The organism is Pseudomonas sp. FeS53a, from assembly GCF_000931385.1.
In the GTDB taxonomy this organism is placed as follows: domain Bacteria; phylum Pseudomonadota; class Gammaproteobacteria; order Pseudomonadales; family Pseudomonadaceae; genus Metapseudomonas; species Metapseudomonas otitidis.
Genome location: NZ_JYFT01000075.1, coordinates 191,080 through 207,978 on the forward strand (window position 1 = coordinate 191,080; position 16,899 = coordinate 207,978).

Sequence of the window (16,899 nt, forward strand, 5' to 3'; positions counted from 1 at the left end):
AACAGCCACCGCCCCGCGCGCGGCCCATCCACACGTGAAAAGGCCCGCCCCCAAAAGGAGGCGGGCCCTGCTCCGCATCAGACCGTATCGGTCTTCAGCGTGCCGTCACCCAGCATCCCGCTGATCACCCCCGCCGCATCGGCTGCGCCGTAGGCTGCCTGCAGGTTGATGCCATCGAGCACGATGGTCGGCCCGCCCGTACCGCTACCACTGCCGTTGCTGTCCACCGTGATGGTGGTGTTGGTGCCGAAGCTGAAGGTCAGGTACTGGCTCAGGCTACCCAGGTTGGCCTGTTCCCCGGTCAGCAGCTGCGACAGGTCCAGCGCATCCACACCCTTGGTGAAGTCGGTGATGTGGGTGGTACCGGTGTCGCCCAGCAGCCACTTGAAGGTATCGGCGCCGTCGCCGCCGGTGAGGGTGTCGTTGCCACCCGCGCCGATCAGCGTGTCGTTGCCGGCCAGCCCGCTGAGCACGTTGGCCCCGCTGTTGCCAGTGAGGGTGTCGTTGAAGTTCGAGCCCGTCAGGTTCTCCATGTTCACCAGGGTGTCCAGCCCTGCCCCGCCGGTGTTTTGCTGCCCGGTGATGCCCAGGCTGACGTTGACCCCGGCCGTGGCGTCCTGGTAGCCGGCGGTGTCGGTGCCACTGCCGCCGTCCAGGTAGTCATTGCCGGAACCGCCCACCAGCAGGTCGTTGCCGGCCCCGCCGTTGAGGGTGTCGTCGCCGTCGTTGCCCAGCAGCACGTCGTTGCCACCGTTGCCGTTGAGGGTGTGCCCACCCGCCAGGCCGTCCACCAGCAGGTTGTCGCTGCTGTTGCCATCGAGGATCCCGTCGGTGTCACGGGTCAGGCTGACCGAGGCAGCCGTCGACTCGGCGATGTAGCTGAAGGAGCCCCCCAGCGTGCCGGTGTCGGTGACGCTAACCACCCCGGCCGCCAAGGTCGCGGTCATGCCGCTGGCACTGCCCACGGTACTGATGTGCAAGGTGCTGGTGTCCGGGTCGGTGTCGTTGTACAGCAGTGCCCATTCCGGCACCGGCACCGTGACCCCCGAGGCCACGTTGGTGATCAGCGAATCGCCGGTCAGCGTCGGTGCATCGTTCACCAGGGTGACGTTGATGGTCGCCGTGTCCACCGCCGTCAGCGCGCCACCTCCTATGGCGCCGGCGTCGTTGATCATCAGCATCAGCGCCACCGCAGCCGCCGTGTTGGTGCTGGCCAGGAAGGAAATGCTCCCCGCCGAGCCCGGCCCGGTATCGATGCCCCCCAGCAGGTTGTTCAGCTGGGTCAGGGTGCCGCGGAAGGTCACCTGCGACGTGCCGTTGCCGGTGATGTTGGTCACCCCGCTGTTGCCCGCCGAGACGGTCAGCGCGCCCTGGGCCACCGCCAGGGTCACGGTGCGCAGGTCGCTGCCGCCGTCCACGTCACCCACGCTCATGCCGGTGCCGCTGAGGGTCAGGCTGCTCTTCTCACCGATGCTGTAGGTAAGCCGGCTGATGTCGGCGGTCGGCGCATCGTTCACCGGGGTGACGTTGAAGGTGATGGTGTTCGGGTTCGGGTCCAGGTTGACCCCGCCGTTGGCCGTCCCACCGTTGTCCTGCACCTGGAAGGTGAACTTCGCATAGCCGTTGCCATTGGCGTTGGCCGCCGGGCTGAACACCAGCTTGCCGGCTGCCAGGTCGGCGGCCGAGACGAAGGTCCCGGCGCTGATGGCGCTGCCGTTGAGCAGCAGCGTGCCGGCCGTGGGCAGCGTGGTGATCTTCACCGCCGCCAGGCTGTTGCCCTCGCTGTCGGAGAAGCCGAAGTTGGCCGCCGTCAGCACATGGCTGGTGTCCTCCAGCAGGCTCAGGGTGGCGTCGGCACCGGCCGGCGGGCTGTTGGCGTCGATCACGTTGATGGTCAGGTTGGCGCTGTCCGGGGTGCCGTCACTGTCCACCAGGGTGTAGCTGAACTGCTCGGTGACGTTGGCGGTGAGTCCCTCCGGCGCCACGTAGCTCCAGGCCCCGGTGGCGAAGTTGAAGGTCAGCTTGCCGTGCAGCGGCGTGTCGATCCCGGTGAGCTGGTTGCCGCTGATGGGCGAACCGCTGCTCGGGGTGATGGTGCTGCTGCCGTTCCAGGTGTAGGTGATGCTGCCGATGGTGATGGACTTGATGTAGCCCGCACCGTCCGGCCCGTAGCTGTCGTCGTCGGCGGTGCCGGCCACGCCATCGGAGCCCTTGAGCACGTTGCCGGTCACATCGCCGCCAACCACCTGCCCCAGCAGCGCATCCACCAGTTGGCCGAAGCCGGAGACGCTCAGCGGCGAGCCCTGGCCGTCGAGGTCGACGTCCTGCAGGCGCGCGGTGTTGATGCCGTCGCCGATACCCACCGTGGTGACGTTGATGCCGTTGTTGTCGACGAAATTGTTCCAGGCCGTCGACGTGGCATCGGTCAGCGAGTTGCCACCGCTGCCGGTCTGCTCGTTGGGGTTGCCGTCACTGATGAACACCACCTGGTTGCTCCAGCCGGCAATCGGCTGGTACACGCCCATGGTTTCCTGGATGCCCGCGGTGAAGTCGGTGCCGTCGGCGAACGGCCGGGTACCGCCCTCGGCGGGGTTGAGGCTGGCGATCAGCGCCGAGAACGCCTCCACGCTGGTGACCGGCGCATAGGAGGTGGCCGTCGAGGAGAAGGCCACGATCTGCAGTTGCACATGCCCGCTGGTGCCGTCGAACAGCTCGCTGCCGGCCTGGCGCACCGCACTGAGCATCTGGTTCAGCTCGGTGTTGTCGATGCTGCCGCTGAAGTCCAGCACGAAGACCACGTTGAAGTCCTGGCCGTGCCCTTCCACCACGCTGGCCACGTCGTCCTTCGCGTCCGGCCCGTTGTCCACGGCCACCACGTTGATGGTGGTGTGGGCGGTGTTGGAGTCGGTGGCGCCGTCGCTCACCGTCACCGTCACGTCACGCGGGGTGGTGCTCGGCGTGTTGCTGGTGTTGGAGAAGCGGATCGCCTCCAGCGCCGTCTCGTAGGTGGCCTGGCTGGCCACGCCGGTGAGGGTGACAGTGATCTTGCCGGCCACGCTGGTGTCCACCACCGCCGTAATGCCGGCCGGCATGCCGGTGGCACTGAGCACATCGCCCGCCTGGGCGTTGGTCAGCACCACCTTGGCCGAGGCGATGGTACTGCCGTCGACGTCGGTGATCTGACTGTCCAGGTCGGCGATGGCCACCGCCGGCTGGCCTTCGGTGAAGGTGGTGCGGTAGTCGGCCCCGGTGGCGCCGCTGCTGTTGTTGGCGTCCAGGTCCAGCACGGGGGCGTCGTTCACCGCCGCCACATTGATGGTCACGGTGGCAGTGTTGCTGTAGAGGCTGCCGTCGCTCACCTGGTACTGGAAGGTGGCATAGGGCGCGCCGTTCTCGTTGCCATCGGGCACGAACACCAGCTTGCCGGCGGCGATGTCGGCGATGGTGATCACCTGGTTCAGGGTCACCGCCACGCCATCGAGCTTCAGCACGCCGTCGGTGGCCAGCTGGGTCACCTTGATGTTGGCGAAGCTGCCGGAATCGACGTCGCTGTCGTTCAGCGGGCCGGTGCCGTCACTGCCGAACAGCCCGGCACTGGTGATGGTCACGGCGTTGTCTTCAGTGGTGCTGAAGGTGTCGTTGACCGCCACCGGCGCATCGTTCACCGCCGCCACATTGATGGTCACCGTGGCCACGTTGCTGTAGGCGCTGCCATCGCTGGCCTGGTACTGGAAGGTCGCGTAGGGCGTGCCGTTCTCGTTGCCATCGGGCACGAACACCAGCTTGCCGGCATCGATGTCCGCCGCGCTGATCACCTGGTTCAGGGTCACTGCCACGCCGTTGAGCTTCAGTACACCGTCGCTGGCCAGCTGGGTGATGCGGATGGCGGTGAAGCTGCCCGAGTCGATGTCGCTGTCGTTCACCGGGCCGGTGCCATCGCTGCCGAACAGGCCAGCGCTGGTGATGGTCACCGCCGTGTCCTCGTTGGTGCTGAAGGTGTCGTTCACCGCCACCGGCGCATCGTTCACCGGGGTCACGGCGATGGTCACCGTGGCGGCGTTGCTGTACAGGCTGCCGTCGCTCACCTGGTACTGGAAGGTGGCATAGGGCGAGCCGTTTTCGTTGCTGTCCGGCACGAACACCAGCTTGCCGGCGGTGATGTCCGCCAGGCTGATCACCTGGTTCAGGGTCACCGCTACGCCGTTGAGCTTCAGCACGCCGTCGCTGGCCAGCTGGGTGATGCGGATGGTGGTGAAACTGGCCGAATCCACGTCGCTGTCGTTCAGCGGGCCGGTGCCGTCCGAGCCGAACAGGGCCGTGGTGGTGATGGTCAGTGAGGTGTCCTCGGCAGTGGTGAGGTTGTCATCCACGGCCACCGGCGCATCGTTCACCGCCGTCACGTTGATGGTCACCGTGGCCGCGTTGCTGAAGGTGGTGCCATCGCTCACCTGGTACTTGAAGGTGGCGTAGGGCGCACCGTTCTCGTTGCCGTCGGGCACGAACACCAGCTTGTTGGCGTTGATGTCGGACAGCGAGATCACCTGGTTCAGCGTCACCGCCACACCGTTGAGGGTGAGCACGCCGTTGCTCGCCAGCTGGGTCACCTTGATGGCGGTGAAGCTGCCAGAGTCGCTGTCGCGGTCGTTCACCGGCCCGGTGCCGTCGCTGCCGAACAGGCCGTCGGCGGTGATGGTCAGCGGGCTGTCCTCGGCGGTGGTGAAGGTGTCGTTCACCGCCACCGGGGCATCGTTGGTGGCCGTCACGTTGATGGTCAGTTGGCCGTTGGTGCCGTCCTTGTCAGCGTCGCTGATGCTGTAGCCGACCACTTCCGAAACATTGCCGGTCAAGCCCGAGGGCGCGGTGTAGCTCCAGTCGCCGGTCTTGAAGTTGAACTGCAGCTTGCCGCCCAGGGCGGTGTTCACCGACAGCTGGGCGGTAGCATCACTGCCGTTCCAGGTGTAGGTCACGCCGCTCACGGTCACCGAGTTGATGCCGCCCTTGCCGTCGGCGCCGAAGCTGTCGTCGTCGGCGGTGCCGGCCACGCCATCGGAGCCCTTGAGCACGTTGCCGCTCACCTGGCCGGCACTGACGCCGGTCAGCAGCGCATCCACCAACTGGTCGAAGGTGCCGACGCGGATCGGCGAACCGCTGCCGTCGAGGTCGACGTTCTGCAGCTTGCTATCGTCGATGCCGTTACCCACGCCCACGGTGGTGACGTTGAGGCCGTTGTTGGCGATGAACTGCGCCCAGGCGGTGGACGTCGCATCGGCCAGGGCGTTGCCGCCCGTGCCGGTCTGCTCGTTGGGGTTGCCATCGCTGACGAACACCACCTGGTTGCTCCACCCCGCCTGCGGCACGTAGTTGGCGATGGTGGCCTTGATGGCATCGGTGAAGTCGGTGCCACCGTCGAACGGCCGGGTGCCGCCATCCAGCGGGTTGAGCGAGTTGACCAGCGACTCGAAAGCCGCATAGGAGGTGACCGGTGCATAGGCCTGGGCGGTGGAGGAGAAGGCCACCACCTGCATCTGCACATCACCCGGGGTGCCCTGGAACAGCGCCTGGGCGGCGGCTTTCACGGCATCCAGCATCTGGTTCAGCTCGGTGTTGTCGATGCTGCCACTGAAGTCCAGCACGAACACCATGTTGATGTCCGGCGCGTTGGACTCGGCCACCGTGGCCACGTCGTTGCGTGCCACCGGGGTGTCGTCGTCCACGCTCAGGCTCAGGGTGCCGTTGGCGCTGTCGCCGTCCTTGTCGGTGACCTTGTAGGTCAGCTGGAACTGGACGTTGTTCTCGTCCTGCCCGTCCGGGTGGCGGATGGGCGCGTTCTGCACCACCTGGTAGGCGCCGCTGGTGCTGTTGAGGGTGACGGTCAGCACCGTGGTGGCGCCCTGCTTGACCAGCAGGTTGCTGCCCGAGGTCTCGTAGGTGAAACCGCTGGGCGCACCGCTGGTGAGCCAGGTGATCGAGCCCGCGCCGTCGGCGCCGAAGCTGTGGGCCACCGTGCCGCTGGTGCTCTGCGCATCCACGTCGTCGCCCACGCCACCGGGGTTGCCGTTGGCCAGGGTATCGTCGTCCAGCTTCACGTCGATGTTGCCGGCGGTGGGCGCGTCATCCTTGAAGCTGATGGCATTGCCCAGGTTGAGGCTGGTGCTGGTGGAATCGCCGTCCTTGTCGGTGATGGTGGCCACCAGTTTCACCAGGTCCGCCGCCGACAGGCCGGTGGCCTGGTCTGGCCCGCTGTCCGGGGTGTGCAGGAGGGCCAGTTTCTGGTCGAGGGTGACCTTGCCGACGCTGTCCACGGTCACGGTGAAGGCCACTGCCCCGCCGCTGCCGCCCACGCGGCCGACCACCTGACCGCTTTCCAGGTAGAGCTTGATGTCGCCGCCGCTGGCGCTGTCCTTCAGGCCGCTGCTGGCACCGCTGGCGCTGATGGCCAGGCTGTAGGCGAGGCTGCCGGCACCATCGGCACCGTAGTTGCCGGAGAAGGCGCCACTGAAATCAGTGGTGGCGTCGACGGTCAGGTTGGTTTCATCCACCTGCAGGCTGGCGACGCCGGCCTGGCCAGCGTTGATGCTCGGCGCATCGTCCTTGAAGCTGATGGCGTTGCCCAGGTTGAGGCTGGCGCTGCTGCTGTCACCGTCCTTGTCGGTGATCGTCGCCACCAGTTTCACCAGATCCGCCGCTGACAGGCCGGTGGCCTGGTCCGGCCCGGTGTTGGGGGTGTGCTGGATGGCGATGCGCTGGTCGAGGGTGACTTTGCCCGTGCTGTCAACCGTGACGGTGAAGGCCACCGCCCCACCGCTGCCTCCGACGCGGCCGACCACCTGCCCACCTTCCAGGTAGAGCTTGATGTCGCTGCCGCTGGCGGTGTCCTTCAGCCCGCTGCTGGCACCGCTGGCGCTGATGGCCAGGCTGTAGGCGATGCTGCCCGCGCCGTCGGCACCGTAGTTGCCGCTGAAGGCGCCACTGAAATCAGTGGTGGCGTCGACGGCCAGGTTGGTTTCATCCACCTGCAGGCTGGCGACGCCGGCCTGGCCGGCGCTGATGGTGGGCGCATCGTCCTTGAAGCTGATGGCGTTGCCCAGGTTGAGGGTGGCGCTGCTGCTGTCGCCGTCCTTGTCGGTAATGGTCGCCACCAGTTTCACCAGATCCGCCGCTGAAAGGCCGGTGGCCTGGTCCGGCCCGGCGTCCGGGCTGTGCTGGATGGCGATGCGCTGGTCCAGGGTGACCTTGCCGGCGTTGTCGACGGTGACAGTGAAGGCCACCGCCCCGCCGCTGCCGCCCACACGGCCCACCACCTGGCCGCCTTCCAAATAGAGCTTGATGTCCGTCCCGCTGGCGGTGTCCTTCAGCCCGCTGCTGGCACCGCTGGCGCTGATGGCCAGGCTGTAGGCGATGCTGCCCGCGCCGTCGGCACCGTAGTTGCCGCTGAAGGCGCCACTGAAATCGGTGGTGGCGTCGACGGTCAGGTTGGTTTCATCCACCTGCAGGCTGCCCGTGCCGGCCTGGCCGGCGCTGATGCTCGGCGCGTCGTCCTTGAAGCTGATGGCATGGCCCAGGTTGAGGCTGGCGCTGCTGCTGTCACCGTCCTTGTCGGTGATGGTCGCTATCAGTTTCACCAGGTCCGCACCGGCCAGGCTGACTTCCTGGTCCGGGCCGCTGTCCGGGCTGTGCTGGATCGCCAGCCTCTGGTCGAGGGTCACCTTGCCGCTGCTGTCCACGGTCAGGGTAAAGGCCACGGCCCCGCCACTGCCGCCCACACGGCCGACCACCTGGCCGCCCTCCAGGTAAAGCTTGATGTCACTGCCACTGGCGGTGTCCTTCAGCCCGCTGCTGGCACCCTCGGCGCTCACGGCCAGGCTGTAGGCGATGCTGCCGGCGCCATCGGCCCCGTAGTTGCCGGTGAAGGCACCACTGAAGTCGGTGGTGGCGTCGGTGGCCAGGGTGGTTTCGTCCACCTGCAGGCTGTCGGCCACGGCCTGGCCGGCGTTGATGCTCGGCGCGTCGTCCTTGAAGCTGATGGCGTTGCCCAGGTTGAGGCTCGCGCTGCTGCTGTCGCCATCCTTGTCGGTGATGGTGGCCACCAGTTTCACCAGGTCCACGCTGCCCAGGCTCACCTCCTGGTCCGGCCCGCTGTCCGGGCTGTGCTGCAGGGCGATGCGCTGGTCGAGGGTGACCTTGCCCGTACTGTCGACACTGACGGTGAAGGCGATGGCGCCCGAGGGGCCACCCACGCGGCCAATCACCTGGCCGCTCTCCAGGTAGACCTTGATGTCGCTGCCGGTGGCCGTGTCCTTCAGTCCGCTGGAAGCACCGTCGGCGCTGACCTGCAGGGCATAGGTGGTGGTACCGGGGCCGTCGGCACCGTAGTTGCGGATGAAGGCGCCACTGAAGTCGGTGGTGGCGTCGCCGGCTAGGTTGGTCTCGTCCACCTGGAGGATGTCCGCCGGGATGGAGACCGCGCGAATAGCCGGTGCGTCATCGCGGAAGCTGATGGCATTACCCAGGTTGAGGCTGGCGCTGCTGCTGTCACCGTCCTTGTCGGTGATGGTGGCCACCAGTTTCACCAGGTCCGCTGCCGACAGGCCGGTGGCCTGGTCCGGCCCGGCGTCCGGGCTGTGCTGGATGGCCAGTTTCTGGTCGAGGGTGACCTTGCCGCTGCTGTCCACGGTTACGGTGAAGGCCACTGCCCCGCCGCTGCCGCCCACGCGGCCCACTACTTGCCCGCCTTCCAGGTAGAGCTTGATGTCGCTGCCGCTGGCGGTGTCCTTCAGCCCGCTGCTGGCGCCGCTGGCGCTGATGGCCAGGCTGTAGGCGATGCTGCCCGCGCCGTCGGCGCCGTAGCTGCCGGTGAAGGCGCCGCTGTAGTCGGTGGTGGCGTCGATGGCCAGGTTGGTTTCATCCACCTCCAGGCTGGCGACGCCGGCCTGGCCGGAGCTGATGGTCGGCGCGTCGTCCTTGAAGCTGATGGCGTTGCCCAGGTTGAGGGTCGCGCTGCTGCTGTCGCCGTCCTTGTCGGTGATGGTGGCCACCAGTTTCACCAGGTCCACGCTGCCCAGGCTCACTTCCTGGTCCGGCCCGCTGTCCGGGCTGTGTTGCAGGGCGATGCGCTGATCGAGCGTGACCTTGCCGCTGCTGTCCACACTGACGGTGAAGGCGATGGCGCCCGAGGGGCCGCCCACGCGGCCGACCACTTCGCCACCTTCCAGGTAGACCTTGATGTCGCTGCCGGTGGCGGTGTCCTTCAGCCCGCTGGAGGCGCCATCGGCACTGACCTGCAGGGCATAGGTGGTGGTGCCGGGGCCATCGGCGCCGTAGTTGCGGATGAACGCGCCGCTGAAATCAGCGGTGGCATCGCCGGCCAGGTTGGTCTCGTCCACCTGGAGGATGTCCGAGGGGATCTCCACCGCGCGGATGCCGGGCGCGTCGTCCTTGAAGCTGATGGCGTCGCCCAGGTTCAGGCTGGCACTGCTGGAGTCGCCGTCCTTGTCGGTGATGGTCGCCACCAGTTTCACCAGGTCGACGCTGCCCAGGCTCACCTCCTGGTCCGGCCCGCTGTCCGGGCTGTGCTGCAGGGCGATGCGCTGGTCGAGGGTGACCTTGCCGCTGCTGTCCACGCTGACGGTGAAGGCGATGGCGCCCGAAGGGCCACCCACGCGGCCAATCACCTGGCCGCTTTCCAGGTAGACCTTGATGTCGCTGCCGGTGGCGGTGTCCTTCAGCCCGCTGCTGGCCCCGTCGGCGCTGACCTGCAAGGCGTAGGAGGTGGTGCCGGGGCCGTCGGCACCGTAGTTGCGGATGAAGGCGCCACTGAAGTCGGTGGTGGCGTCGCCGGCCAGGTTGGTTTCGTCCACCTGGAGGATGTCCGCCGGGATGGAGACCGCGCGAATAGCCGGTGCGTCATCGCGGAAGCTGATGGCATTACCCAGGTTGAGGCTGGCGCTGCTGCTGTCACCGTCCTTGTCGGTGATGGTGGCCACCAGTTTCACCAGGTCCGCTGCCGACAGGCCGGTGGCCTGGTCCGGCCCGGCGTCCGGGCTGTGCTGGATGGCCAGTTTCTGGTCGAGGGTGACCTTGCCGCTGCTGTCCACGGTCAGGGTGAAGGCCACGGCGCCGCCGCTGCCGCCCACGCGCCCGACCACCTGGTTGCCTTCCAGGTAGACCTTGATGTCGCTGCCGGTGGCGCTGTCCTTCAGGCCGCTGGAGGCACCGTTGGCGCTCACCGCCAGGCTGTAGGCAATGCTGCCGGCACCGTCGGCGCCGTAGCTGCTGGTGAAGGCGCCGCTGAAATCGGTGGTGGCGTCGATGCCGAGGCTGGTTTCGTCCACCTCCAGGCTGGCGACGCCGGCCTGGCCGGCGCTGATGCTCGGGCCATCGTCCTTGAAGCTGATGACCTTGCCGATGTCCACCGCGCCGCTGGCGCTGTCGCCGTCCTTGTCCACCACGGTGAGGGTCAGGCTGACACGCCCGGCGCCCAGGTACTTGGCCTCGTCGGCGTCGCTGGTGGGGTGCACCACGGCGCGCTGCTGGTCGAGGGTGACGGTGCCGGCCGCGTTCACGCTGAGGGTGAACACCAGCTCGCCGGTGCCGGCGGTACGGCCTTCGATCACCGAGCCGTTGAGGCTCAGCAGCACCGCCTCGCCGGTGGCGGTGTCCACCAGGCCGGAGTTGGCGTTCTGCACGCTCAGGCTGTAGGTCTGGCTGCCCACGCCGTCGGCGCCGGGTTGCACGTTGAACACTCCGCTGAAGTTGGCGGTGGCGTCCTGGGCGAAGTTGGATTCGTCCACCTGCAACTGGATCGCCGAGCCCCAGGTGACGTTGGCGCTGACGTCGTTGTAGTCATAGTCGGAGGTGGCGGTCTTGTCCTCCCAGTTCTGGTTGCCGGCGCTGCCGGTGTCCTGCAGGTGGGAACCGCCGGGGTTCAGGGCGGCGTCGCTGAACAGCACGTTGGCGCCGTCGGCCCCCACCAGCGGGGTGCTGCCGATGAAGGCCTGCCACTTGCCACCCACCAGTTGGAAGGTGACCTCCGCGCCATTGCTCAGGCCGCCGTTGGCGGCGCCGTCGGGGATGATGAAGAAGCCGGTGTGGGCCGGGTCCAGGCCATCGAGGCTGGCCTGGTCGCCCACGCTCTGGTCGTGCACGTTGGCCCAGATGATCTTGCCGCCCTGGGGCGTGCCGTCATCGCCCTTGATGTAGTAGCCGTAGGTGTTGGAGTAGCCGGCATTGGTGCCGAGGAAGGTCACCGAGGAATTCAGGTCCAGCTCGCTGGCCTGCACGCTGGGCGAGTCGTCGTTGATCACCACGGCGAGGGAGCCGTTGGCGCTGTCGCCGTCACCGTCGGTGACCTTGTAGCCGACGTTGAGGGTGATGTTGTCCTCGGTGCCGCCCTGCGGGTGCATCAACGGTTGCAGCAGGTTGACCGTGTAGGCGCCGGTGGCCGGGTCGGTGAGCACCACGGTCATCAGCGCGCCCCGGGCGGAGCTGATGGTCAGGGTGTTGGTGCTGGCATCCCAGGTGGAGGTGACGCTCTCGCTGCCCAGGCTGCTGGGGCCGGTGAGTTCCACGCTCTTCACGCCGTCGGCGCCGCCGTCGTAGCCGAGGCTGCCGCTGGTGCTGGTGTCGGCGCCGGCAGCATCGCCGGGGCCGCCGTTGATGCCACCGGCCAGGCCTTCGTCGTCCAGCACGGTTTCGGCACGCACGTCGCTGGCGGTGGGGCCGTCATCCTCGAAGCGCACGGCATCGCCGATGCCGGTGGAGGCCACGGACACGTCGCCGTCACCATCGGTCACGGTGACCACGGCGTTGATCTTGCCGGTGAGACTCAGGGCGTCGTCGGCGTTGCTGCCGTCCAGGTGCTGCAGCGGCAGGTACTGGGCCACGCTGAGGGTGCCGTCCTGGCCGATGGCCACGGCGAACGCGGCTTGCCCATCGAGGGCGCCACCGGATACGCGGCCGACCACCAGGCCGTTCTCGACGCTGAGCAGGATGGACGAGCCGTCGAGGGCCTTCAGGCCCGAATCGCTGTCCTGCACGGACAGGCTGAGCACCGTGGTGGCGCCTTCCTGGTCCTGGCCAACGTTGCTGGATGAGGTGTCCACCACCGCGCCGGTGCTCTGGGCATAGCCCGCCGCCAGGCCGGTACCGGCGTTGACCACGCTGGCGAACAGCGCCGCGACGGCCGGGTTGCTGGTGTCATGGTTGGCTGCATCGCCGGGGATGCCGGGGGTGGCACTGGCGTTCTGCAGGCCGGGGGTTTCGTCGTGGATCACCACGCGGCCTTCCACGACCTGGATGGCCGCGCTGGGCGCGTCGTCCTCGAAGCGCACGGCACCGCCGATGTCCACTTCGCTCCGGGCCACGTCGCCGTCGCCATCGGTCACGGTGACCACGGCCTTGATCAGGCCGGCCAGGTCCACCGACTCGTCAGCGCTGCCGGTGTCGGGGTGATGCAGGGACATGTACTGGGCCACGCTCACCGTGCCATCGGCCCCGAGGACGATGGCGAAGGCCGCCTGGCCGGGGCCGTCGATGCCTTCGACACGGCCGACGATCAGGCCGTTCTCCACGTACAGGCGGATCACCTGGCCGTCGGTGGTGGTCAGGCCCGAATCGGTGCCGTTGCCACCGGTGATGGCCAGGCTGAGTTCCAGGGTGGCGTCCTCCTGGTCCTCGCCGAAGCTGCTGCCGGCGGTGCTCACCAGCGGGCCTTCGCTCTGGGCGAAGCCGAGCAGGTCGGTGCCGGCGTTGGCCACGCTGTCGAACAGCGAAGCGACCGCCTTGCCGCCCACGTCGTTGTCGTCGGCATCGCCAGCCGGGGTCGGGGTGGTGGTGCCGTTCTGCAGTTCGGGGCTTTCGTCGTGGGTCACGCTGCGGCCTTCCACCAGTTGGATACTGGCGGTGGGGGCGTCGTCCTCGAAGCGCACGGCTCCGCCGACGCCGACCTGGTCGACGGCCACGTCACCATCGCCATCGGTGATGGTGACCACGGCGTTGATCTTGCCGGCGAGGCTGACGCTGTCATCGCCGCTGCTGGTGTCCGGGTGGAACAGCGACACGTACTGGGCGACCTGGAGGGTGCCGTCCTGGCCGATGGCCACGGCGAACGCGGCCTGGCCGTCGAAGCTGCCGCCGACGATACGCCCGACCACCAGCCCGCCTTCCAGGCTGAGGACGATGGCGCGCCCGTCGGTGGTGGTCAGGCCGGAATCGGCGCCGTCACCGCCGACGATGGACAGGCTCAGCACCGTGGTGGCGCCCTCCTCGTCCTCGCCGGTGCTGCTGCCGGAAACATCCACCACCGGGCCGTTGCTCTGGGCATAGCCGGGGCTGGCGAGGTCGCTGCCGGCATTGGCCACGCCGCTGAACAGGGCGGCCACGGCCGGGTCGCTGGTGTCCTGGTTGCCGGCATCGCCGGGGACACCGGGCGTGGCCGTGCCGTTCTGCAGGCCGGCGCTTTCATCGAGGGTCACGCTGCCGCCCTCGGTCACGCGGATCACTGCGGTGGGACCGTCGTCCTCGAAGCGGATGGCACTGCCGATGTCGGCACTGGCGGTGGCCTTGTCGCCGTCGCCGTCGGTGACGGTGAACACCGCCCGCACCAGGCCGGACAGGTTCAGGCCCTCGTCATCACTGCCGCTGTCGGGGTGGCGCAGGGATTCGTACTGCACCACGCTGAGCTGCCCGGAATCCGGGTCGATGGCGATGGCGAACACCGCATTGCCGCTGCCATCACGGCCCACCACCAGGCCGTTCTCCAGGGCCAGGGTGATGGGGCTGCCGGCGGTGGTGAATAGGCCGCTGCCGCCCTCGCCTTCGCCACCACCCTCGCCCAGGGCCAGGGAAAACACCGCGGAGGAGCCGGCTTCGTCAGCCCCCGTGTCAAAGGCCCCCACGACGACCGGGCCACTGCCCTGGGCGAAGGCCAGCATGTCAGCAGAGGCATTGGCCACCGAGGCGAACACCGCCAGCGGGCCGGGCACTTCCTGGCTGTCCGGCTGCAGGCCGGCGGTCTCGTCCAGCACCACGAAGCCGCCTTCCTGGTTGAATTGCAGCCCGGCCGTGGGGCCGTCGTCGTTGATGGCCACGGTCAGGGGCACGGTGGGCGACACGTCGCCGTCCAGGTCGAAGACCCGCACGCTGAAGTTGTCGAAGATCTGGTCGTCGGCGCCGGTGGCGTTGGGGTTGCCGTGGTCGAGGCTGTTGTCGGTGAGGGTGTAGGTCCAATTGCCGGCGCCATCGAACACCAGCACGCCAAAGGCGCCCTGCACGGTGCCGCCGCCGGTGACGTTGATCCAGTTGCCGTTGACGTCCAGCACCTCGACGCGGTCGATGCCGTCTGGCGAGGTGATCACCAGGCTGCCGGAGGTGCTCTCGGCAGTGCTGCCGGCATTGCTGCCGGCCTTGCCGCCCCCGCCTTCGCCGCCGTTGAGGGCCTCTTCATCCACCACGCCGGGGCCGGTCACCACGGTGCCGGACTGGTCGAGGAACACCACCGTCAGCGAGGGGGTGGAATCGGCCGGCAGCGGGGGGATGTCGCCCTCGGGGAACAGCGGGGTGAAGTCGATCGGCCCGGTGGGGAAGCCGATGGTCGGGTCCACCGCACCGCCGGTTTCCGACAGCAGCACGAAGGAGTGGCCGCCGCCCACACCGCCCGCGCCACCGGCACCGCCAGCGCCCGGGCCGGCTGCGGTGGCCTCGGCGGCCAGGGTCGGGTCCACGCCGGCCTCGATGGCGGCCTGCAGCTGCTCGACGTCGGTCAGCTCCTGCTGGCTCGGGGGCTGCGGCTGGGCGTCGGCAGTGGGATCGACCGGCGCCGCGTTGTCGCCTCCAGCACTGAGCATCTGGGTACTCAGGGTGGTGCTGCTGTCGCGCCCCAGGGTCAGCTCGCCGCCGCTGGCCAGGTTGATGGCCACCGCGCCTTCGGCGCCGGTAACCAGTTGTTCACCGGCAAACACCCGGTCCCCTTCCACCAACGGCCGGCGCGTTCCATCGCCTGCTACCGCGAACACCTCGCCTACGACCTGCCTGACGACACCGATTACCGTAGCCATGAATCCTTCCTCCAGCGCACATCTGCCGACCACTGCCGACAACCCTTCTCGAATAGGGCCAGCGCTGCGTAGGAGCGGTGCTCAAGGGGGAAAAAATGCGTGGGGCGGGGCGACAATTTTTTGGTCAAAAAATTCGCGACAGAAAAACGTCACTTATTTTCCGTGTCGAACTGCTCCAGCAAAAACCGCGTCTCCCCAGGGCTCGAATCGCGCAACTGACCACCTGAAACCAGACCGCGAATGCCTGAAAGGCCCGAATTCCGCGGCTGACAGGAAAACAAGATGTGCCGGTTTGCCGCACCTGCATAAGATTTTTTCGGCATATCCGTTGTGAAAAAAATTTCTTAGCTCCGTCAAAAGTTGTTCTTAGCTCTGATGTTACAAGCCTGAAACGGTTGAACAGGCAATTTCGCCAAAAAAATGGCGACCCAGAAGAAAGCAGCAAGAAGCATCGGACAAGGAGACACCCCTCATGCGAGCACTCACCCCACTCTGGAGCGCCATGTTGCTGGCCTTCGCCAGCACCCAGGTCCAGGCGATGAATCTCACGGATGCGATTCAGAGCACCCTCGACACCCACCCCGAACTGCGCGCCGCCTCCAACGCCCGGCTGGTCGCCGACGAGCAGGTGAAGGTGGCCAAGGGCGGCTACCTGCCGACCGTCGACCTGATCGCCGGCTACGGCCGGCAGATGACCGACAACCCCAGCACCCGCGCCCAGGGCAACCACAACACCGAGACCCTCAACTACAGCAACGCCGAGCTGCGCCTGCGGCAGATGCTGTTCGACGGCTTCAACACCCCCAACGAGGTGGGCCGTACCCAATCGGTGGTGAACTCCCGCGCCTACTACACCCTGGCCACCGCCGAGAGCCTGGCGCTGCGCACCATCGAGGTGTACCTGGAAGTGCTCAAGCGCCGTGAAATGGTGGCCCTGGCCCGCAACAACCTGCAGTCGCACCAGCGCGTCGGTGACCAGATCAACCTGCGCAGCCAGCGCGGCGTGGGCAGCACCGCCGACTCCGACCAGTCCGCCGCCCGCCTGGCCCTGGCCGAGAACAACCTCTACACCGAGGAAGTGAACCTGGCCGATGCCGAGGCCAACTTCTTCAGCGCCGTCGGCCGCCCGGCGGACGAACTGGAAGCCCCCTCCAGCGTCCGTGGCGAGATGCCTGCCGACCTGCTGGCGGCCCGCCAGACCATGATGGAGAACAACCCCTACCTGAAATCCGCCCAGGCCGACGTGCAGGCCGCCGAGAGCCAGTACGAGTCGGCCAAGTCGCCGTTCTACCCGCGCTTCGACGGCGAGCTGGCCACCAACGCCGACAACGACGTGCAGGGTGACGAGGGCCACGTGAAGGGTTGGCGCGCCGCCGTGGTGATGAACTACAACCTGTTCAACGGCATGCGCGACAAGGCCCGCCTGCAGGCCGCCGCCCACTCCATCAACCAGTCGATGGACATCCGCAACAACGCCCTGCGCACCCTCAACGAGAACCTCGCCCTGGCCTGGAACGCCATGGAGAACGCCCGCCTGCAAACCCCCAAGGCGCGTGAATACGCCGACTACACCCAGCGCGTGCGCGAGGCGTACCAGCAGCAGTTCGGCCTCGGCCAGCGCACCCTGCTGGACCTGCTGGACAGCGACAACGAGCTGTTCACCGCCAACCGCCGCTACGTCGAAGTCCGCTACACCGAGGAGTTCGCCATGTACCGCGTGTTCGCGGCCATGGGCAGCCTGCTGCAGCGCCAGCGGGTGGTGGTACCGGCCGAAGCCGTGGCCGCCACCGAGGTGAAGAGCGAGGCCCACCTGCCGGACCTGAAGTAACCCGGATCGGGAGCAGTC

The 16,899-nt window shown here is 67.7% G+C and carries 2 protein-coding genes; one reads left to right on the top strand and one right to left on the bottom strand.

Annotation, left to right across the window (positions count from 1 at the left end; all coding sequences use genetic code 11):
• Nucleotides 1-77: 77 nt before the first annotated feature.
• Nucleotides 78-15,053, bottom strand: coding sequence for a retention module-containing protein (locus SZ55_RS27735; protein WP_160298855.1), 14,976 nt, complete (start codon nucleotides 15,051-15,053; stop codon nucleotides 78-80).
• A gap of 472 nt (nucleotides 15,054-15,525) precedes the next feature.
• Here SZ55_RS27735 and SZ55_RS23650 point away from each other — a divergent pair, with 472 nt between their 5' ends.
• Nucleotides 15,526-16,881, top strand: a complete 1,356-nt coding sequence (locus SZ55_RS23650; protein ID WP_044412590.1) for a TolC family outer membrane protein — start codon at nucleotides 15,526-15,528, stop codon at nucleotides 16,879-16,881.
• The last annotated feature ends 18 nt before the right edge of the window (nucleotides 16,882-16,899 follow it).

Excerpts from the sequence above, each read along its gene's own strand:
- SZ55_RS27735 (WP_160298855.1), bottom strand. The coding sequence starts at position 15,053 with ATGGCTACGGTAATCGGTGTCGTCAGGCAGGTCGTAGGCGAGGTGTTC.
- SZ55_RS23650 (WP_044412590.1), top strand. The coding sequence starts at position 15,526 with ATGCGAGCACTCACCCCACTCTGGAGCGCCATGTTGCTGGCCTTCGCC.